We start from the raw sequence: 20,605 nt of genomic DNA on the forward strand, positions 1-20,605 counted from the left end.
AAGATGATCACCTTTTCTAAGCTTCGATTTGTCAAAAAGCCAGTTTGTTTGCTGCTGTGTGCTCTGCTTAGCACAGTGCCAGTGAGCTGGGCTGAGGCTTCTTTGGAAGATCTGCCCGAGATCGGAACAACGGCCGCCGCGACACTGACCATCGAAAAAGAGCTGGAGTACGGTGATGCTTATATGCGCTTGCTGCGAGCCAGTAAACCTATCATTAATGACCCTTTACTGTCCGAATATGTCAAAGATCTGGGGCACAGATTAGTGGCCAATGCGCAGGATGTGCGCACTCCGTTTGAGTTTTTTCTGATTCAGAACCGGGAAGTGAACGCCTTTGCTTTTTTTGGCGGCCACGTTGCCCTGCACAGCGGACTGTTCTTGCATGCCCAAAGTGAAAGTGAGCTGGCCTCTGTGATGGCGCACGAAATTGCCCACATCACTCAGCGCCATCTGGCCAGAAGCATGGAAGATCAAGCCAAGAAATCACCTGCCACTATGGCTGCTCTGATTGGCTCACTCATGCTGGCGATTGCCTCACCGGAAGCAGGTATTGCTGCCATGCAGGCGACCACCGCCGCCTCAGTGCAAGGCCAGATAAACTATACTCGCAGCAATGAGATGGAAGCAGACCGCATTGGCATTGCGACCTTAGCCAAAGCCGGGTTTGATGTTCAGGCTATGCCGGGCTTTTTTGGTCGTTTAGCCGACCAGTACCGATACGCCAGTACGCCACCTGCTATGTTGCTGACTCACCCATTACCGGAATCCCGTATTGCTGATACCCGAAGCCGCGCTGCTCAGTATCCGCCTCGCCGTGTAGCCGTTTCGGAAAACTATCTGCTGGCTCAGGCCAGAATCATCGCGCGATATGCCAATCTGGACAGCCGAAATGCGCTGGACTGGTTCAACCGCAAAGGAAAAGAGGCACACGGCGCCACCCTGATGGCAGTAAATTACGGCAAGGCTGTAGTGTATATGGACAGCGGAAAATATGACCAGGCACGTGAATTGCTGATGCCGCTGCTGCAGGCCGAGCCAGGTAACCGTTTCTTTATTGATTCTGCAACCGATTTAGATTTGTTCCAGAAACGCTATGACAGTGCCATTAACCGGTTACAGCACGCGCTTAAGTCCAACCCGGAAAATGCCGTCCTCAGGCTCAACCTGGCCCACGCCCTCCTTGAAGCAGGCCGGGCGAAAGACAGCCTGTCGCTGTTAAGCCGCTTTACCTATGATAATCCAGCCGATATCAACGGCTGGGGGATGCTGGCCGAGGCTTATGCCGGCATCGGACGCAGAGACGGTGAGCTGGCAGCGCGTGCGGAAGTAATGGCATTACGCGGCGACTGGGAAAAAGCGATCCAGAATTATATTCAGGCCAGCCAGATAGTCGATGTCGGCTCGCTGGATCAGGCCAGATATGACGCACGCATCGATCAGCTGCGTCTGGCACGAGCCAGATTTGCCGATCTCTGATCAAAGCGGCACGTCACCTTAATATCCGTTATTTAGCCCGCTGATTCTGGCGGGCTTTACCTTAACAACTTTACCTAACAATTAGATACCGACAATCCGGGAGCTATTATGTCTGTCACCATTTATCACAATCCACGCTGCTCAAAAAGCCGGGAAACCTTAAACCTGCTTGAAAGCAAAGGCATCCAGCCAGACATTATTAAGTATCTGGAAGAGACGCCTTCCGCTGAGCAATTAGCCGAGCTGCAGCGAAAGCTGGGATTTGACTCTGCCCGCCAGATGATGCGCACCAAAGAAGACATCTACAAAGAACTGAATCTGGCCGACGACTCAGTCTCTGAGCAGGCGCTGCGTGACGCTATGGTTGCCCACCCCAAACTGATTGAGCGCCCTATCGTGGTCAAAGGTGACAAAGCGGCGCTTGGCCGTCCGCCTGAGCAAGTACTGGATATCCTCTGATGCTGCCCATTCTGGTGCTCTACTATAGCCGCCATGGCAGCACCCGCCAGCTCGCCAGACAGATAGCACGAGGCATTGGCCAGATTGAGGGGTGTGAGGCGGTACTGCGTACCGTCCCTGAGATACGTGCAAACGGCGAGCTGGAAAACGCTCAGGACAACGGCGATCCCTTTGTGACTGTCGCTGATCTGGAGCAGTGCCAGGGGCTAGCCCTGGGCAGCCCTGTTCGCTTTGGCAATATGGCCGCGCCACTGAAACACTTCATCGACAGTACCAGTGCGCAATGGCTCTCGGGCAGCCTGATTGGCAAACCTGCCTGCGTGTTTACCGCATCGTCTTCAATGCATGGCGGACAGGAGACAACACTGCAGTCCATGCTGTTACCGCTTCTGCATCACGGCATGCTGGTATTAGGACTGCCTTACTCCGAACCACTGCTGCATACCACCCAGTCTGGCGGTACTCCCTATGGTGCCTCACACCTCAATCAGAACGACGGACTGACACCAGATGAAGCCGCTCTGGCGCAAGCGTTAGGCAAAAGGCTGGCACAAACGGCCAGGCAATTACATCAATAAGTATTATCCAGTCGCACCTGCGCAGTTTTAGGATACGGATACCAATATGAAACCGATGAGCCCTTCAACACAGAAATTACGCTACTTCGCACTGACAGCCAACCTGTCTCTGCTACTGTGGGTTTTTCTGTGGCAGAGCGTGATTTCGCCCCACCCGCACCTGAACAACTATGTGGTTGCCGGGATGTGGATACTGCCTTTGCTGCTGCCTCTCAAAGGAATGCTGCAAGGTAAGCCTTACACCCACGCCTGGGCAAACTTCATTCTGATGTTCTATTTTCTGCATGCCCTGACGCTGCTTTGGATTGACGGCGGAGAGCGCTGGCTGGCCTTGATTGAACTCGGACTGGCCACCGCGGCTTTTTTCGCCAACATTCTGTTTGCACGGACACGGAGCCGGGAATTGGGCAACAAGCTTAAAAAACTGTCTCAGGTTGAGCGGGAAGAGCGGGAAGCCCACGGCGATAAGTAAAGACAATGAGATGAAAAAAGCCCCCGGCACTCAGCCTGGGGGCTTTTTTACGATAATTTTCTGCAATAGTATCAGGCGTTTGGGTTCCAGTAATACAAACCGATGCTGGATGTTGCAGCCTGAGTGCCAGACACATCCAGCTGAGACAAGGGCTCAGACGCCGATCCTTCTCTGGAGGTCGGCACTATCATACCTTCCTGCTTCGCTGGAGTTGTATCCTCTGCGGATTGATTATCAAAGGCGACATCACGCACCAGCGACGCAGCCGGCTGTGCCTGAATCCTGGGTTCCATACTCAACTCGCGGGCAAACACCTGTTCGTTGCTCAACAGCTGAATCGCAAAGCGGACCTTATCACCCTGCAAATGGCTGGCATTCACAGAGGCCACTGAGCTGAGATCTTTCAGCAGTTTCTCAAGCTGAAAAAAGTCTTCAACCCGGCGCACATTAGCCACGTCAATGGCAAAACCGCCTTCGGTGGCACCACCCAGCTGGACGGCATAGCGTGATGCCAGATTGTCGGCAACCTGATCCATCATCGCCGTAATGGCCGCCACACTGTCTCCACTGTTACGCCCCTCGAGTGATGCTGAGTTGCCATCCAGCATGGCTGCCGGTGAACTCGGATACAGTTGCCAGGCCAGCTGCATGCTGTCGCTGCGACGCTGAACACGCGCAATCAGTACTGCATCGGGCTGATAACGAGCGCTGGCATTCGCAATTGGCTGCGAAAATCCGCCCCACAAATCCGGCACACTAATAGCGGTCACGTCCTGAAAATCACCGATGGGCAGCAGCACTGGCACACCACGGTGCGCCGCCGCCAGGTTCAGACTAGCTTGCAGGCTATTACCGGACTGATCCCACACTATCGCGCGATCACGATTAGCCTCTTCCACCAGCCAGACAAGCACAGTGGGTCGTTGCTCAGACCAAAACGTGGCACTGGCCTGAGTCAGCAGTGTACGGATTTTCTCGCTGTCAAAACTGATTTCCAGCACCGGCTGTCCCTGCTCATTGCCGTAACCCAGCTGGCTGACATAAGAGCTGCTGTTTTCCAGCGCTTTCCGGATAACGTCATTGCTGACGATGTCTCGCTGCCCGGACACTTTCACCAGCACTTGTTGTAAGGCGGCAACCCGTGCGGTTCGCTCCGTTTGCCGGTCGGAATCAGGCAGAGGCACCTGCGCCTGATATAAAGTATTCACTGTAGCCGCCTGCAGCGGCAAAGCCATGAGCGCTACAAGAAAAAAAGCAACACGCCACATAAATCACTCGTCGAATATCATTGTAAATAAAGGATGAGAATCATCCTGTTGTGAGAGTTATGACTGCAGTGAGCCATAACCTGACGTCAGCAAATTGACAGGGCTCACTATACCTTAGCTAGCGACAAATGACGTTATTTACCATAAAAAAATACCAAAAACGGGGACAAGTTAGCTTTCTTTCTTCAGACAGATTAACCTTGCATCAGAGGTTCTCGTCCTGAACAAACTTACTACGCGTATCGCAAGATGAAATCATAGACAGTCCGCCAGCTTTAGCCTTTCACGCCACACTAATAACAAGACTATAAAATTAATATTCAGGATCATTGGGGAAACGTTTGCGCTTGTGCTAGCATTGCGCGATTTTTTTATACCAAGGGAGATTCGTGACAATGATGCAGATATTACAAGGTGTGCAGATGCTTTTTGTAGCATTTGGTGCGCTGGTTCTGGTGCCGCTTTTAACCGGACTGGATCCCAACGTCGCGCTGTTCGGCGCCGGTATCGGCACCTTACTTTTCCAGGTCATCACCAAACGCAGTGTCCCCATCTTCCTTGCTTCCTCTTTTGCTTTCATTGCTCCCATCCTTTACGGCGTCCAAACCTGGGGGATCCCTGCGACACTCGGTGGCCTGATGATGGCCGGGGTGATCTACCTGATCATGGCCAGTGTGATTAAAGTCCGCGGGGTCGGCATTATCCATAAACTGCTTCCGCCTGTGGTGGTCGGCCCCGTCATCATGGTGATCGGGTTAGGGCTGGCACCTGCGGCAGTCAACATGGCGCTGGGAAAAAGTGGTGATGGCGCCATCCAGATTGTAAACGGCGATGTGGCTTTGTGGATTGCCAGTATCTCGCTGCTCGTGACTATTCTGGTCAGCGTACTCGCCAAAGGCATTTTCAAGCTCGTGCCTATCATCTCAGGTATTCTGGCCGGTTATGCCACCAGCCTGGCATTCGGTGTGGTCGATTTCACACCGGTACAGCAAGCAAGCTGGCTGGCCATGCCGAATTTCACCATGCCAGAATTCAATATCAATGCCATTCTGTTCATGATCCCTGTGGCGATTGCCCCGGCTGTTGAACACGTCGGTGACATGCTGGCCATTTCGAATGTGACGGGCAAAGACTATCTCAAAAAACCGGGTCTGCACCGCACCATGGCCGGTGACGGCGTGGCAACCATTGCCGCATCCATGTTTGGCGCGCCGCCTAATACCACTTATTCAGAAGTCACAGGTGCCGTTATGCTAACCAAAGCATTCAACCCGGCCATCATGACCTGGAGCGCTGTCACTGCCATCATTCTGGCTTTTGTCGGTAAGCTGGGCGCCACACTGCAAACCATACCTGTGCCTGTGATGGGAGGTATCATGATTTTGCTGTTCGGCTCTATCGCGACAGTAGGGCTGAATACTCTGATTAAGCATCAGGTCGATCTGCACAAATCACGCAATCTGGTGATTGTGGCTGTGACTCTGGTGTTCGGTATTGGCGGCATGGCGTTTGGCATTGGCGAATTCAGCCTGCAGGGCATCAGCTTGTGCGGTATCGTTGCCATTGTCCTGAACCTGGTGCTGCCGAAAGACTTGGGTGAAAGCAAAGTGGTGGATAATGCACAAATGGGTTCTAACGACGTCTGATCCCATTATTCTGAGCCAATAGACAGAGTCAAAAAAACCGGCGAACTGCCGGTTTTTTTATGCGCGTTAACTGCTGTTACTTAGTGCCAAAGATTTTGTCACCGGCATCACCCAGACCTGGGACGATATAGCCTTTGTCGTTCAGCTTCTGATCGATAGCCGCTGTGTACAGCTCTACATCCGGGTGCGCTTTCTCAAGAGCCGCAATGCCCTCAGGCGCTGCCACCAGCACCAGCACTTTAATGGCATTACAGCCGTGCTCTTTCAGCAAATCAATAGTGGCAATCATAGAACCACCGGTCGCCAGCATAGGATCAACCACCAGCGCCATACGCTCATCAATGTTTGATGCCAGCTTATGGAAATAAGGCACAGGCTCCAGCGTTTCCTCATCACGATAAATACCGACAGTACTGATGCGGGCACTTGGCATATGTTCCAGCACACCGTCCATCATACCCAGGCCGGCACGCAGGATCGGCACCACTGTCACTTTCTTACCTTTGATTTGATCAACCTCAACCGGGCCATTCCAACCTTCAATGGTAATTGTCTCTGTTTCGAAGTCAGACGTCGCTTCATAAGTCAGCAGGCTTCCCACCTCAGTCGCCAGCTCGCGGAACCGCTTGGTGCTGATGTCGGCTTCACGCATCAGGCCAATTTTATGCTTCACCAGCGGATGTTTTACCTCAACGACTTTCATCTTGGACTCCTACACAACAAAATTTCAAAAAAATCGATCTATTATACACTAGTCCATAGTCTTACAGGTAGGGAATAGCAGCTTATCTGCTTAGCATTCTCCCACCAGGAATATTTGACGCAAACGTTTTCCTTTCCGCCCTGACTGCTGTTATCATACTGCGGATTTTGCGATTTAACCGGTGAGGATCTGTTGTGAGCGGTAATCATTCTTCTCTTAGTTACAAAGATGCAGGTGTCGATATTGATGCAGGGAATGCCTTGGTTGATCGAATCAAAGGTGTAGTCAAACGCACAACTCGTCCTGAAGTCATGGGTGGTCTGGGTGGATTTGGCGCCCTGTGCTCACTGCCGACCAAGTACAAAGAACCTGTACTTGTTTCTGGCACAGACGGGGTAGGAACCAAGCTGCGTCTGGCGATGGATCTGAAAAAGCACGACACCATTGGTATCGACCTGGTCGCCATGTGTGTGAACGATCTGATCGTACAGGGTGCAGAACCACTGTTTTTCCTCGACTACTATGCAACGGGCAAGCTGGACGTAGACACAGCAGCAAGCGTAGTGAGCGGTATCGGTGAAGGTTGTGTACAGTCTGGCTGTGCATTGATCGGTGGTGAAACGGCAGAAATGCCGGGCATGTACCATGGTGAAGATTACGACGTAGCCGGATTTTGTGTCGGTGTCGTGGAAAAGTCTGAGATCATCGATGGCACCAAAGTGAAAGCAGGCGATGCACTGATTGCCGTCGCATCCAGTGGCCCGCACTCAAACGGCTATTCTCTGATCCGTAAAATCCTTGAAGTGTCTCAAGCCGATCTGACTCAGGATCTGGAAGGTAAACCTTTAGCTGACCACCTGCTGGAGCCAACCCGCATTTACGTGAAATCCGTACTGAAGATGATGGAAAGCTGCGAACTGCACGCCATCTCTCACATTACCGGTGGCGGTTTCTGGGAGAACATCCCACGCGTACTGCCACAAGGTACAAAAGCGATCATTGATGGCAAAAGCTGGGAATGGCCGGCTGTATTCAACTGGCTGCAAACCGCGGGCAATGTGGAAACGCATGAAATGTACCGTACCTTTAACTGTGGTGTTGGCCTGGTCATTGCCCTGCCTCAGACACAGGCGGAGCAAGCTGTTGCCCTGCTCAACGCTGAAGGTGAGAGCGCCTGGCTGCTGGGAACCATTGCGGATGCTGCCGAGGGTGAAGCCCAGGTGGAGATTCGCTAAACAATGAAAAACATTGTTGTCCTCATATCAGGCAGCGGCTCTAATTTACAGGCCATCATAGATGCCTGTGAAAACGGCGTGATAGATAACGGCCGCATTGCAGCCGTTATCTCCAATAAATCGGACGCCTACGGGTTGGAGCGTGCGCGACTGGCCGGTATTGCGACGGCCCATCTCGCTGCAAAAGATTACGCCGACCGCGACAGCTTTGATCGCGCGCTGGCAGATCTCATCGATGGGTATCAGCCGGACTTAGTGGTGCTGGCTGGCTACATGCGTATCCTGAGTGGCGACTTTGTCAGTCACTACCATGGCCGTATGCTGAACATCCACCCCTCCCTGCTGCCTAAGTATACCGGTCTGCACACTCACCAGCGTGCGCTGGATGCCGGCGATCAGGAACACGGCACCAGTGTGCACTTTGTCACGGAAGAGTTAGACGGTGGCCCGGTTATTCTGCAAGCCAAAGTGCCGATTTTTTCAGATGATACGGCTGAAGATGTTATGGCGCGGGTTCAGCAGCAAGAGCACAGAATTTACCCATTGGTGTGTCAGTGGTTCCTGCAAGGACGAGTGATCATGCAAGATGATGCTGCCTTGTTGGACGGCAAACGTCTGCCACAACAGGGTTACGCCTCAGAAGAGTGATCTTTCAGGTGCTGAATACAAGAATGCGGCTATAGAGCCGCATTTTTTATATCCAGAAAACAAGGTTAAGTTAGTGACGGCGGGGGATCTTCCGGTACGTCCAGCACGCGCTTATTGATCAGTTCGCCATAATGGAATACCGCAAATTCGCCCGTTGCCATTTTGTGCCAGCGCTCATCATTAGTCAGCGGCTGAGTCGCAATCACAGTCACCACATCATTCGGTGTGGTCTCTTTCTGAAAATCAATGGTGACATCTTCATCAATCAGCGAAGCTTTGCCAAAAGGTGCCCGCCGGGTGATCCAGTGCAGGTTATTAGTACAATAAGCCAGTACAAACTCACCATCACTGAGCAGCATGTTATATACACCGAGCTTCCTCAGCTCATCGCAACACTCAGCCACCACCTCAAAAATCTGGCTCCAGTCATCCGGTGGCTGAGGAAGTTTGCTGTCAATCTGATTCATCAACCAGCAAAAGGCAATTTCACTGTCTGTATCTCCGACTGACTGATAGCGCCCCGCTTCCAGGGTATCATACCCTGTCAGCTGGCCATTATGTGCGAAGGTCCAATAGCGTCCCCATAGCTCACGGGTAAAGGGATGGGTATTTTCCAGACACACCCCACCCCGGTTCGCCTGTCTGATATGGCTGATCACTGCACAACTTTTAATCGGATACTGTTGCACCAACTCAGCAATTTTAGAATGGCAACTGGGTTTGGGATCTTTGAATGTACGAAACCCTTTACCCTCATAGAAGGTAATGCCCCAGCCGTCTGCGTGCGGGCCTGTGCGCCCACCGCGTTGCATCAGACCGGTGAAACTGAAACAAATATCAGTAGGTACGTTGGCACTCATGCCAAGCAATTCACACATGTTTCCTTGTCCCTCAGTCAGGTTACCGAATTACTCGGCCCCTTCCATTTCCTTTTCAACCAGCATGATAAGAATATGGATGATCTTAATGTGAATTTCCTGAATACGATCAGCATAACCAAAATGCGGCACACGAATTTCCACATCCGCAATACCGGCCATTTTGCCGCCGTCTTTGCCTGTCAGTGCAATCACTTTCATGCCTTTCGCTTTTGCCGCTTCTATGGCCTTCAAAATATTCGCTGAATTACCGGACGTTGACAAACCAAACAGTACATCGCCTTTCGCACCAACCGCTTCCAGGTAACGGGAAAACACATATTCATAACCAAAGTCGTTACTGACACAAGACAGATGGCTGGGATCAGAGATCGCAATGCCCGGATAGCCAGGACGGTTATCCCGGTAACGGCCCGTCAGCTCTTCGGCAAAATGCATCGCATCACAGTGCGAGCCGCCGTTGCCGCAGGACAAAACCTTACCGCCTTGTTTGAAAGAATCTGCCAGCAGCTTCGCGGCAGCCTGAATATCCGCCAGATTTTTTTCATCGCTGATGAATCGGTTCAGTACGTCCGCCGCTTCAGTCAGTTCGGCACGAATGAGATCTTGGTACATAGGCTTTTCTCTGTGATTTGTTGTGTAAAGCAAGGAATTCCCTGCCGGATATGCCCTGACAGGCAGTTTACCCACAAACACTAGGAAGTGTCGACTGACCGGGCAGCAATTGCAGTGATTTTCCCCTCATATCAGCGTCCCGGCGAACAGGGAAACCGATTTCCTGCCACTTTTTCCGCCTTTTTGTCGCCCCTGTCCTCCAATGGCGATGAGAACCTACTCAGCAAAATCAAAAAAAGATTTTTACATTTCGCTAAAGATTACCTTACAATCAAATCAAGTGGTATGACCTCTTACCCGAATACAAAACTCATTAAAAATACCCTAAGGGAATATCTCTAATAAGGAGAAGAAACAATGGCTACACTCGTGTACCTGCTGGGGTTGTTGGGGATAACCGGAGTGCTCGCTTATCACAGAGCCAGCCTCAGAACCTTCACCCTTGTTTTCGCCGTAGCGCTTGCTGTTGGTACTGTGCTGGATATCACCGGCGAATACAGCTGGCTGGCTTTCCTGATTATTGCATTGCCGCTGAATCTGCAGGCAATCCGTCAGAAATTACTCAGCAAACCGGCACTGAAAGCCTTCAAAGGCGTGATGCCGGAAATGTCGCGGACGGAAAAAGAAGCGATCGACGCCGGCACTGTCTGGTGGGAAGCGGATCTATTCCGCGGTGCGCCGGACTGGAACAAGCTGCATGATATTCCTGCGCCACGCCTGAGTGCAGAAGAGAAAGCTTTCCTGGAAGGCCCGGTCAATGAAGTCTGCCGTATGGTCAATGACTTTGAAGTCACTCATGATATGGCCGATCTCCCTCCGGAAGTCTGGCAGTACCTGAAAGACAAGAAATTCTTTGCCATGATCATCAAGAAAGAGTTCGGTGGTCTGGAGTTTTCGGCTTATGCGCAATCACTGGTGCTGCAAAAGCTGTCCAGTGTGTCTATGGTGATGTCATCTACCGTTGGCGTGCCTAACTCATTAGGTCCGGGTGAGCTGCTGCAACACTACGGTACAGAAGAGCAGAAAAACCACTACCTTCCTCGCCTCGCGGCAGGTAAAGAAATTCCCTGTTTTGCTCTGACCAGTCCTGAGGCAGGCTCTGACGCCGGCGCGATTCCAGATTTCGGTATTGTCAAAAAAGGCCAGTGGCAGGGCGAAGAAATCCTGGGTATGGAGCTGACCTGGAACAAGCGTTATATCACGCTGGCTCCCGTGGCCACGGTTTTGGGTCTGGCTTTCAAGCTGTACGATCCAGAGCATTTGATGGGCGATGAAGAAGAGCTAGGTATCACCTGTGCTCTGATTCCGACGCATTTAGACGGCGTGAAGATAGGTCGCCGCCACTTCCCACTCAACGTGCCGTTCCAGAATGGTCCGACTCAGGGCGATAAAATCTTCGTTCCGCTGAGCTACATCATTGGTGGTCAGGAAATGGCAGGGCAAGGCTGGCGTATGCTGGTGGAATGCCTGTCGGTTGGCCGCGGTATCACACTGCCATCAAACACCACAGGTGGCCTGAAAACAACAGCCCTGGCAACCGGCGCCTACTCACGTATCCGTCGCCAGTTCAAGCTGCCTATCGGTAAGATGGAAGGTATTGAAGAGCCGCTGGCACGTATTGCCGGTAATGCTTATGTGCTGGACGCTGCCAGCAGCCTGACTGTCTCCGGTATTGATCTCGGTGAAAAGCCGTCGGTTATTTCTGCCATCGTGAAATACCACTGTACTCACCGCAGCCAGCGCGGAATCATAGACGCGATGGACATCATCGGCGGTAAAGGCATCTGCCTGGGTCCAAGTAACTTCCTGGCGCGTGGCTATCAGGGGGCACCTATCGCGATCACTGTGGAAGGCGCCAATATCCTGACCCGCTCCATGATTATTTATGGTCAGGGTGCCATTCGCTGTCATCCCTATGTGCTGACAGAAATGAATGCCGCCTACAACGAAGACCAGCGTCAGGCACTGATCGACTTTGACGATGCGCTGTTTGGGCATGTTGGCTTTGTGATCAGTAATTTGATGCGCTCATTCTGGCTGGGCCTGACCGACGGTCGCGGATCTTCTTCGCCGCGTAAAGACGCCACTAAACGTTATTACCAGCAATTGAACCGCTACAGTGCCAACATGGCTTTGCTGTCTGATATGTCCATGGCTGTTCTGGGTGGCTCACTGAAGCGTAAAGAACGCCTGTCGGCGCGTCTGGGTGATATCCTGAGCCAGCTGTATCTGGCTTCTGCAACCCTGAAACGTTATGCCGATGACGGCAGTAAGCAAGAAGATCTGCCGCTGGTTCACTGGGGCCTGCAGGATGCGCTGTATCAGACCGAGCAAGCCATCGACCAGTTCCTGCGCAACTTCCCTAACCGTGCCGTTGCCGGGCTGCTACGCGTGCTGATCTTGCCACGTGGTCTGTCTCGTGTTCAACCTAGCGACAAACTGGATCACAAGCTGGCCGTTATGCTGCAAACACCAAGTGAAACCCGTGACCGGTTAGGCCGCGGCCAGTTCCTTGAAGCCATTGAGACTAACCCCGTGGGTATGATGGAAGAAGCGCTGAAAGACATTCTGGCTGCTGAGCCTTTATACGACCGAGTGTGCCAGGCTGCAGGTAAAAAACTGCCGTTCATGCAGCTGGATAAAGTGGCCGACACCGGCCTGGAGTTGAAAGCTATCAACGAAGATGAAGCTGAGCTGCTGCGACGTGCTGAAACTGGTCGTCTGCGCACCATCAATGTGGATGACTTCGACCCCCAGCGTTTAGTCGCAGGCATGGCCGATACGCAGAAAAACATTGAAAATGCTGCGTAACTATTTGCTTACGTATCTGCCTGCTTGCGTAAACACATCTGCTTGTTGAAAGCACAAACCAAAAGGGAAGCATTGCGCTTCCCTTTTTCTTTTCATCTGATTCGCTGGCCTGATTAGTATAAAGCCGAGTTCAGGATTCACCGCACCTTTCCTTTACGCGGCTAGACTTTGACATCCGGTGGTATTTCCAATTTAGGCGCTTCCGGTTCTGCAGCAACCGGTTTTGTTCGCCTTTTTCTCAGCATCACAAAGACAAGCGCCATCAATACCATCACACCGTTACCCGCCAGAATCACCTTCCATGCCTGACTGCGGGCGGCCAGTTGTTCCTCAAGTCGCTGTTTTTCAGCTTCAAGTCTGGCTTTTTCTTCTTGTCGGGCACGGTACTCTGCCAGGTTCTTATCTAATTGCAGAACTGACGTAATGGCAAAATGACTTTTCTCTAACGGGAAAACCAAAGGCCGCTTTTGATAAGTATCCGTAGCATACACCCACCCAGACCAGGCATAGCTTCCAGGCTGTTGCAGGTTAGGAACGGCAACGTCCACATTGGTTGTCTCTGGCTGAGACTGTTCCTGGCTGATAGTCACGCTGCCATCCGGTGCATCCTGCTCAACATGCACCGACACAGAGCCCGGCTCAATCATGCCTTCATCAGAGGTCACCACCAACTTATGGGAATCTTCCTGCGCTCTCGCCTGAATGAAGGTGGATAATACCGGTGGCGGGTAAACCATGACCTGCTGCTCATGAGTACGGAGAAAAATACCATTGCCAGAGGTGATATTCACCCGGTATCGCCCCGGCTGGATATGTACCGGCAGGGCGACGGTGAACACACCGTCTCCGGGGGCTTCATCAAGATTCAGCCCATCATCGGCAAACTCGCCCAATGACAGAGGGGTGGGCAAAGCATCTTCAGATTGCGTTTCAGGCTCGTCCACATATTCAAAGAAGTTCACCGACATCTTGACGCTGTCGAGAAAATCCCGGTCAGTGAGCAACTCACCATCTTGTGTCAGGCGAGCAGTGAATTTGTAAGATTCGCTCTGATATAATCTTTCCGGCAACGGTGCCACATCCAGCTTCAGGTTTGAAAGCACCTTGACCTGATTCTTATCACTGACCCGGCCAACCGCCTGCCAGGGGCCCGGCATAGGGTTTTCAATCGTAATGATGTCCCTGCCCGGTTCTTCGTGCCAGGCGACATTATCCGGATGCCGCCACGGATAGTATTTCTCCCCGTCCGGCCTGACCAAGACCACATTCTGGTTCTCGGATTCTCTTTCTACCACGAAGGCCACTTGCTTGATGGTAGGATCAACCCGGAATCGGTTGTCCAGCCAGGACGCAGCCTGCACGCTTTGCGTACCAAGCAGCACCGGGATCAATGTAGACAGTAACGCTAGCCTTCGCATGCTTCTCCTATCGACGCCAGAGTGTGACGTCACCTTTTTTCTCGATGATATCTAAACGCGCTTCATGCGCTTCTAGTTCATCGGCAGAAGCACGGATAATCTTTAATGTTTTCCTTCCCGAGGCAAGACGACGTATCCCGCTTTCTGCACCGCTGTCACTTTCTTCACCGGCGGCATTTAATGCCAGTGAGGTCTGCCCGCCCGTCATCATCAGATAAACGTCGGCCAGGATCTCAGCATCGAGCAAAGCGCCATGCAGAGTACGGTGAGAGTTATCAATACCGTAGCGCGAACAAAGTATGTCCAGATTGTTGCGTTTACCCGGGAAGATTTTCTTCGCCATGTCCAGGGTATCGGTCACCGAGCAAAAGTCGGTGGTTTTTCCGATAGAAGGATCCAGCTTCCTGAATTCATAATCCATGAAGCCGATATCGAAGGGGGCGTTATGTGCGACTAGCTCAGCACCGCGGATAAAATCCATGAACTCGTGATGGATGTCAGCATAAGACGGCTTATCGCGCAGAAAATCATCCGTAATACCATGAACGGCAACGGCTTCTGGATCAATCGGCCGATCCGGTTTGATGTAGACGTGAAAAGTCCGTCCGGTGAATTTTCGGTTAACGATTTCCACAGCACCGATTTCAACGATGCGATGCCCTTCATAGTGAGGGCCGGTCATATTCATACCTGTGGTTTCGGTATCAAATACAATTATGCGTTCATTGGTGGCTTTCATAGTATCGGTTATGTCAGACTAGAGTTTTAATAAAGATGAATACTACCAAAGATGACCAAGCAGGTAGAGATTTTCACCGACGGTTCTTGCCTCGGCAACCCAGGCCCAGGCGGCTATGGCACAATTTTACGTTATAAAGGCCATGTCAAAGAGCTCAATGATGGCTTCTTCATGACCACCAATAATCGCATGGAATTGTTAGCAGCCATAGTCGGACTGGCCAGCCTCAAAGAGTCTTGCGACGTTGATTTGACCACTGATAGCCAATATGTGCGTCAGGGTATCACACAGTGGATCCACAACTGGAAAAAGCGTGGCTGGAAAACGGCAGATAAAAAACCGGTCAAAAATGCTGACCTGTGGCAGCAGTTGGAACAGGAAACGCAACGCCATCAAGTCCGCTGGCACTGGGTAAAAGGCCATGCCGGCCATCCCGAAAATGAACGCTGTGACGAGCTGGCCCGCCAGGCGGCCGAATCCCCCTCGAAAGACGATACCGGTTACCAGGAAAGCTGACTGCTCTCAGTCGGTATTATCCCGACTGCTTCTTATTAGCCTGAGTGCGGCAATTCACACTGATTGGCGTGAGTTGTCGCCGCAGCTTCCAGCTTGGCTTGATCGGCTTGAGTGGAAAGGTTCGCTTTCTGGCCACAATCAGATAAATTCCGCCGACTCCGGAGAAGGAGCCCGATAGCATACTTTCTGCCCAGGCAGAAAACGCCGGATATCTGGTGGGCGGTAATATCGCCAGGTTTTCATGAAACACGACTTCGTAATTCAGCACCCCCAGCCAGTCTTTGACCCGGATAGGCATGAACATACGCCCCGACCAAGGCGCACGTTTCCGGTTCCAGGGCAACAGCCCCCGCATACCGTGCAAGCTCAGTGGATTAAAACCTGTGATCAGCAGATAGCCGTCATCGACCAGTACCCTGTCAACTTCCCGAAGCAGTGAATGGGGATCACCACAGAAATCCAGCTGATGCGCTAACACACAGGCATCAAAGGACTTTTCCAGAAAAGGTAATGCCATCGGATCGGCTTCAAGATTCCGAAGCGGATTATCGCGATCAATACAAACCTGATGGCGGATGTTACAATGGCCACTGACAAATTCGCAGCTCAGGCCGCCCAACTTCAGCATGTGGTAGCCAAAGAGTCTCGGCCACCATTCATCCAGCTGAGCCTGAAGCATTTGTGCCGCCCATTCTCCCTGAACCAGCTGAGACCAGGAATAGGGTGTGTCGATTTCTTTTATCGTGCGGGCTGGCTTCATAAATGATGACTCACACATCAAGGACTGGAGACAATTTCATGCTAACTATTAAGAGCATACCTGCATTTAACGACAATTACATCTGGCTAGTTCAAGGGCCGGATAATCGCTGCGTTGTTGTTGACCCGGGTGACGCCACTCCTGTTCTGGATTGCTTAAACACCAGCAATCTGACACTTGAAGCAATCCTGATTACCCATCACCATCATGATCATGTTGGCGGAATCAGTGAACTTAAGCGAGCTTTTCCTGCCTGTAAAATAGTCGGCCCCGGATCTGAGGCCATTCCCGGACTGACACAGTCTGTCGAAGATGGCGATCAGGTCGATATTTTCGACGAACGTTTCATGGTGTTAGGCTTGCCCGGCCATACCTCGGGACATATTGCCTACGTTGGCGATGGCAAACTTTTCTGCGGCGATACATTGTTCTCGGCTGGCTGTGGCCGCCTTTTTGAAGGCACAGCAGCCCAGATGTACAGTTCGTTACAAAAATTAACCGCATTGCCAGACGAAACTGAAGTTTTCTGTGCGCATGAATATACCAGTAGTAACCTGGCCTTTGCGTTAGTTGCTGAGCAGGATAATCCTCACCTGCAGCGTTACCGTGAAGAGGTCAGTCAGCGACGTGCCCGTGGAATAAGTACGATTCCAACGACTTTAGGGCTGGAAAAACGCGTCAATCCGTTTTTACGTTGTGATCAGCCAAGTATCAAAAAAGCTGTTTCAGATAAAGCGGTTAACGACAGTGACCTGGAAACCTTCGCAGCCCTCAGACGTTGGAAGGACAATTTTTGAAGGACGGTCACTTGTAACCAGCACCTTTCGCCAAGTATTATCACCTGCGATTTTGGCTAAAGGCAGGTTACATGAAATACCGATTTTTTTTAGCGAGTGCGCTGCTTCTGGCTGGTTGCCAAATAACAGGAAATTCTCAACAAGAGCCTGTGGCAACTAATCAGGAAATTTCAGCTGCAGCGCAAAATAATAACAATACAGATACAGGCACAGCAGACAAGCCAGTGACCGCATTGGATACACCAATGGCTGATGTTGCGCCGCCGGCACCCGTGGTGACACCACAGGAACAGGATGATGCATGGCAACGCATTGCCATGCAGCTCAAGCTCGATGTCCCGGATAACAAACGTGTCAATTACTACCGCAACTGGTATCTTCGCCACCCCGGGCATCTCACTATTGTCGCTTCACGTGCAGAACCCTTCCTCTACTACATTACTGACGCCGTCGAAAAACGTGGCATGCCGCTGGAATTGGTACTGCTGCCTATCGTAGAAAGCTCATTTGATCAGTTTGCCTATTCACATGGCCGCGCGGCCGGTTTGTGGCAAATCATCCCAGGTACTGGCCGTCAGTTTGGCCTGAAGCAAAACTGGTGGTATGACGGCCGTCGTGATGTCGTCCAGTCAACCGAAGCTGCCCTTGACCTGCTTGAGTACCTCAACCGCCGTTTCGATGGTAACTGGCTTCATGCTCTTGCCGCTTATAACTCAGGAGAAGGCAGAGTATTCCGGGCGATTCGTGAAAATAAGAAAGCCGGTAAACCTACAGACTTCTGGTCACTGGATCTGCCCAAAGAGACCAGCGGATACGTTCCCAAGCTGCTAGCTGTTGCTGACATTGTCCGTCATCAAAGCAAATACGGCGTCGATATTCCCTTCATTGCCAATGAGCCTGCGGTTGAAACCGTCGATCCAAAAACCCAAATGGATCTAGCCATGGCCGCTAAATATGCAGGACTTTCTCTTTCGGAACTGAAATCGCTCAATCCTGCTTATAATCAGTGGGCAACAGCCCCCGAAGGTCAAACGCATCTCCTGCTACCGGTCGCTAATGTCGCGACGTTCAATCAATCCTTTGAAGAGAATGGCCGACAGGGCATGAAAGTCGTGCGCTACCAGGTCAAAGCCGGGGACAGCCTGAGCGTACTGGCCAAGAAGCACCATACCTCGGTTGATCTTATTCAGCGGGCTAACAAAATGGCAGGTTCAGGCATCAGAGAGGGTAAGTATATTCTTATCCCTGTTGCTATGAATGGTGAAAATGCATTTCCAAGCCTGACCGAAGTTCGCTCCCAGGTTAGCCACGGCAGCGGATACCGCACGATTTACAAGGTGGAACCCGGTGATAGTTTGTGGACCATCGCGAAAAAGCAGAAAGTCAGTATTAAAGAGCTGATGAAGTGGAACGGCTTAAGCAAGCAATCAACGCTTCGCGTCGGACAGAAGCTGAACATCTGGAAAACCAGCCAAAACGGCGGTGTGATCAGAACGGTTTATTATGAAGTCCGAACCGGTGACAACCTCAGTGCTATCGCGGATCGGTTCAATGTAAAATTGGCAGATGTGATTAAATGGAATCAACTGGGGAGCCAAAAGTACCTCAAGCCGGGTCAAAAACTGAAGCTGTTTGTTGATGTCACTAAGGTGAGCGTATGATGCCGTCCAGCAATCCATTTATCGCTTTACTGGACTTGTTTCGCTCACCGGTAGATTGCTTTACTGCATTGCACCAGCGCCCTAAATGGGCGCTGTTACCTTATCTGTTATTGATACTCACCCCCTTTGGTTTGTGGGGCAGTTACTTTAATCAGGTCGATTTGGCCTGGCTGCAAGACACACTTCGCAACCAGTTAGCCCAGCTTACGGAAGAAAATCAGCTTGATTGGCTATCACGGGAAGTGCTGCTTGCAGGAGAAGTGTTCAGTGATATTTTCGGTCGCACTGCCAACCTCCTGCTTCTGGCACTTTGGTTGAACCTGGCGACCAAGAACAGTAAAGCACCGCAAAGTTTCGGCAAGTGGCTGGCTGCAAGCTGCTTTATTATGCTACCAACTCTGATTGGCGATCTGGCCAGCTATCTGAATGTGCTGTTCAACCCATCGCAAGTACTGCCAAACGCCGCTGATTTGAACAGCCTGAACGCTTTCATCAAACTGCCGATGAATCATCCCTGGGCCGCTTTTGCCTCTAGCATTCCTTTGCTTGCACCTTGGTATATTGCGCTTAGTTATATAGCAGTCAGCCTGTGGTGTGGTATCGAGCGTGCCAAAGCCATTGTTATTGCTACATTACCTTGGTTACTGGTCGTTACTGTTTGGCCCCTTTTGATTCTAACAGCCTGAAACGGGCGATGATTGGATGATGATCTGAGGCATCGGTTCCCGGTGCCTCAGCCTGTTCCAGTTTAAGGCCACGATAAAATAAATGATCAAGTGGCCAACCTAGAACCCGGGTACGCAGGTCTTTATCAAGGGTAACTTCATGCAGACCCAACTCTTCAATAAAACGGGTCACCACAGCCATACGCTCTTGCCGCCAGGTATTAAAGTCGCCTGCCAATAATACCGGTCCCTTGGCTTGTTCAAGCTGTTCTGACAAAGCGTTAAACTGTGCCCTGTATTCGTCCAGTCCCCACGCAAAATTTATCCCATGCAGATTCACCACCGTCAGCTGCTGCCCATTCGTCAGCGGGAATCTGGCTAGCAACGCAGACTTTGGAATACGCAACCAGGGTTCAACAGCCAGATAAGCGCATGTCTGTGCCGCCTGATGGCGCGAAAGGTTCATCACGCCCGCAGGCGTATCCAGAAAAGCAAACGCATTTGCCATCGTGACCTGCCATGGACTCTGCGCCAGATAGTGACGAAAAGACTCACTCAGCTTGGCTTCCTGGATCAACACCAGATCACTGTCTGCACTGAATGTTTCCAGTGCTGTCTGCCAAGTGTCACGTTGCTGTTTATAGATATTCCAGACTGTAACCTGAAGCATTCCATTCCGATCAATGGCCGCTTTCGGCTTAGCATCAAGACAATGAATACTATACTGTTTTCCCTGCACTGCGTCTGTCACCTGCGCTTGATCAGGGATATCAAATGAGTAATAGGTTCCGCCTCCGGCGACCAGCAGGGTTAAACCAACAACAATGGCGAGCTTTCTGAACATTCTGCACCTGCATCCATCTCTGATTTGACCATATTATCATCAGACATTTTCCACACCTAAGCGCAATTTCTGTAACTCAGATCCACTTAGAAGATAACACCCAAATACGACTCACAAATCTGTATCCATATACACTGACCGGACATATCAGAAACAACAAAGCCCCGTCCGGAGACGAGGCTTTTCAAAGTGGCAAAGGATGACGGACGATCGAACAGGCGCCTCAGCGGGCTGACGATCCAGCCGCCGACATCAGCGTAACACGCTGACTCTCAGAAACGACAAAGCCCCGTCCGAAGACGAGGCTTTTTATAAGTGGCAGGGGATGACGGATTCGAACCGCCGACATTCGGTTTTGGAGACCGACGTTCTACCGGGCTGAACTAATCCCCTGCAAGCTATTTCTAGCTAATAAG

20 protein-coding genes and 1 tRNA gene are annotated in these 20,605 nt (G+C 51.5%); 12 read left to right on the forward strand and 9 right to left on the reverse strand.

Annotated elements, in window-relative coordinates; genetic code table 11:
- The first annotated feature begins 3 nt into the window (after positions 1-3).
- The 4 genes from KCG43_RS06170 to KCG43_RS06185 all read left to right on the forward strand — a co-directional run bounded on the left by KCG43_RS06170 (position 4) and on the right by KCG43_RS06185 (position 2,985).
- Positions 4-1,476, forward strand: a complete 1,473-nt coding sequence (locus tag KCG43_RS06170; protein WP_218383873.1) for a M48 family metallopeptidase — start codon at positions 4-6, stop codon at positions 1,474-1,476.
- A 108-nt stretch (positions 1,477-1,584) separates the two neighbouring features.
- Positions 1,585-1,935 carry an arsenate reductase (glutaredoxin) gene (gene arsC, locus KCG43_RS06175; protein WP_192014578.1) on the forward strand — a complete coding sequence of 117 codons (351 nt, stop codon included), beginning with the start codon at positions 1,585-1,587 and terminating at the stop codon, positions 1,933-1,935.
- Entirely contained in the window at positions 1,935-2,513 is a 579-nt protein-coding gene (wrbA, locus tag KCG43_RS06180) for an NAD(P)H:quinone oxidoreductase (protein WP_192014577.1), read from the forward strand. The genes arsC and wrbA overlap by 1 nt, the downstream gene beginning before the upstream one ends.
- A gap of 46 nt (positions 2,514-2,559) precedes the next feature.
- On the forward strand, positions 2,560-2,985 hold the full coding sequence (locus KCG43_RS06185) for a DUF2069 domain-containing protein (RefSeq protein ID WP_192014576.1): 426 nt from the start codon (positions 2,560-2,562) through the stop codon (positions 2,983-2,985).
- A 71-nt stretch (positions 2,986-3,056) separates the two neighbouring features.
- On the opposite strand, the gene KCG43_RS06190 is transcribed toward KCG43_RS06185, so the two are convergent.
- Positions 3,057-4,193, reverse strand: coding sequence for a DUF2066 domain-containing protein (locus KCG43_RS06190; RefSeq protein WP_370630668.1), 1,137 nt, complete (start codon positions 4,191-4,193; stop codon positions 3,057-3,059).
- A gap of 455 nt (positions 4,194-4,648) precedes the next feature.
- Between KCG43_RS06190 and KCG43_RS06195 the strand changes: the two genes are divergently transcribed.
- Complete coding sequence (locus KCG43_RS06195) at positions 4,649-5,899, forward strand: uracil-xanthine permease family protein (protein WP_192014574.1); 1,251 nt, start codon at positions 4,649-4,651, stop codon at positions 5,897-5,899.
- A gap of 76 nt (positions 5,900-5,975) precedes the next feature.
- Here the strand turns inward: KCG43_RS06195 and upp are convergent, their stop codons facing one another.
- The gene (gene upp / locus KCG43_RS06200; protein WP_192014573.1) at positions 5,976-6,602 is read right to left on the reverse strand and encodes a uracil phosphoribosyltransferase; all 627 of its coding nucleotides are present in this window, start codon (positions 6,600-6,602) and stop codon (positions 5,976-5,978) included.
- Between the two features lie 194 nt (positions 6,603-6,796).
- Between upp and purM the strand changes: the two genes are divergently transcribed.
- Entirely contained in the window at positions 6,797-7,837 is a 1,041-nt protein-coding gene (purM, locus tag KCG43_RS06205; protein ID WP_218383881.1) for a phosphoribosylformylglycinamidine cyclo-ligase, read from the forward strand.
- Positions 7,838-7,840: 3 nt separating this feature from the next.
- On the forward strand, positions 7,841-8,485 hold the full coding sequence (gene purN / locus KCG43_RS06210) for a phosphoribosylglycinamide formyltransferase (RefSeq protein WP_218383882.1): 645 nt from the start codon (positions 7,841-7,843) through the stop codon (positions 8,483-8,485).
- Positions 8,486-8,550: 65 nt separating this feature from the next.
- Here purN and KCG43_RS06215 read toward each other — a convergent pair whose 3' ends face one another.
- Positions 8,551-9,363, reverse strand: coding sequence for a class II glutamine amidotransferase (locus tag KCG43_RS06215; protein ID WP_218383883.1), 813 nt, complete (start codon positions 9,361-9,363; stop codon positions 8,551-8,553).
- A 30-nt stretch (positions 9,364-9,393) separates the two neighbouring features.
- Positions 9,394-9,978 (reverse strand): D-sedoheptulose 7-phosphate isomerase, encoded by a 585-nt coding sequence (lpcA, locus tag KCG43_RS06220; RefSeq protein ID WP_120510134.1) that lies wholly within the window; start codon positions 9,976-9,978, stop codon positions 9,394-9,396.
- A 357-nt stretch (positions 9,979-10,335) separates the two neighbouring features.
- On the opposite strand from lpcA, the gene fadE reads away from it, so the two are divergent.
- Positions 10,336-12,789 (forward strand): acyl-CoA dehydrogenase FadE, encoded by a 2,454-nt coding sequence (gene fadE, locus KCG43_RS06225; protein WP_192014569.1) that lies wholly within the window; start codon positions 10,336-10,338, stop codon positions 12,787-12,789.
- Positions 12,790-12,950: 161 nt separating this feature from the next.
- On the opposite strand, the gene KCG43_RS06230 is transcribed toward fadE, so the two are convergent.
- Both KCG43_RS06230 and dnaQ read right to left on the reverse strand, forming a co-directional pair.
- On the reverse strand, positions 12,951-14,207 hold the full coding sequence (locus KCG43_RS06230) for a TIGR03503 family protein (protein ID WP_192014568.1): 1,257 nt from the start codon (positions 14,205-14,207) through the stop codon (positions 12,951-12,953).
- Positions 14,208-14,214: 7 nt separating this feature from the next.
- Positions 14,215-14,946, reverse strand: coding sequence for a DNA polymerase III subunit epsilon (gene dnaQ / locus KCG43_RS06235; protein WP_218383886.1), 732 nt, complete (start codon positions 14,944-14,946; stop codon positions 14,215-14,217).
- Between the two features lie 51 nt (positions 14,947-14,997).
- Here dnaQ and rnhA point away from each other — a divergent pair, with 51 nt between their 5' ends.
- On the forward strand, positions 14,998-15,462 hold the full coding sequence (gene rnhA, locus KCG43_RS06240) for a ribonuclease HI (protein ID WP_192014566.1): 465 nt from the start codon (positions 14,998-15,000) through the stop codon (positions 15,460-15,462).
- 16 nt (positions 15,463-15,478) lie between these two features.
- On the opposite strand, the gene KCG43_RS06245 is transcribed toward rnhA, so the two are convergent.
- On the reverse strand, positions 15,479-16,222 hold the full coding sequence (locus tag KCG43_RS06245; protein WP_192014565.1) for a methyltransferase domain-containing protein: 744 nt from the start codon (positions 16,220-16,222) through the stop codon (positions 15,479-15,481).
- Between the two features lie 38 nt (positions 16,223-16,260).
- Between KCG43_RS06245 and gloB the strand changes: the two genes are divergently transcribed.
- The 3 genes from gloB (at position 16,261) to KCG43_RS06260 (ending at position 19,366) form a co-directional block, all read left to right on the forward strand.
- Positions 16,261-17,019, forward strand: coding sequence for a hydroxyacylglutathione hydrolase (gene gloB / locus KCG43_RS06250; RefSeq protein ID WP_192014564.1), 759 nt, complete (start codon positions 16,261-16,263; stop codon positions 17,017-17,019).
- A gap of 71 nt (positions 17,020-17,090) precedes the next feature.
- Positions 17,091-18,680: a LysM peptidoglycan-binding domain-containing protein gene (locus KCG43_RS06255; protein WP_218383888.1), complete on the forward strand. Its 1,590-nt coding sequence runs from the start codon at positions 17,091-17,093 to the stop codon at positions 18,678-18,680.
- Positions 18,677-19,366 (forward strand): YIP1 family protein, encoded by a 690-nt coding sequence (locus KCG43_RS06260; RefSeq protein WP_192014562.1) that lies wholly within the window; start codon positions 18,677-18,679, stop codon positions 19,364-19,366. The genes KCG43_RS06255 and KCG43_RS06260 overlap by 4 nt, the downstream gene beginning before the upstream one ends.
- Here KCG43_RS06260 and KCG43_RS06265 read toward each other — a convergent pair.
- Complete coding sequence (locus tag KCG43_RS06265) at positions 19,332-20,189, reverse strand: endonuclease/exonuclease/phosphatase family protein (RefSeq protein WP_192014561.1); 858 nt, start codon at positions 20,187-20,189, stop codon at positions 19,332-19,334. The genes KCG43_RS06260 and KCG43_RS06265 overlap by 35 nt on opposite strands.
- Before the next feature lie 316 nt (positions 20,190-20,505).
- A tRNA-Trp gene (locus KCG43_RS06270) sits at positions 20,506-20,582 on the reverse strand.
- Positions 20,583-20,605 lie beyond the last annotated feature (23 nt).

The sequence above is a fragment of the Photobacterium sp. WH24 genome (assembly GCF_019204055.1).
Lineage (GTDB): Bacteria > Pseudomonadota > Gammaproteobacteria > Enterobacterales > Vibrionaceae > Photobacterium > Photobacterium arenosum.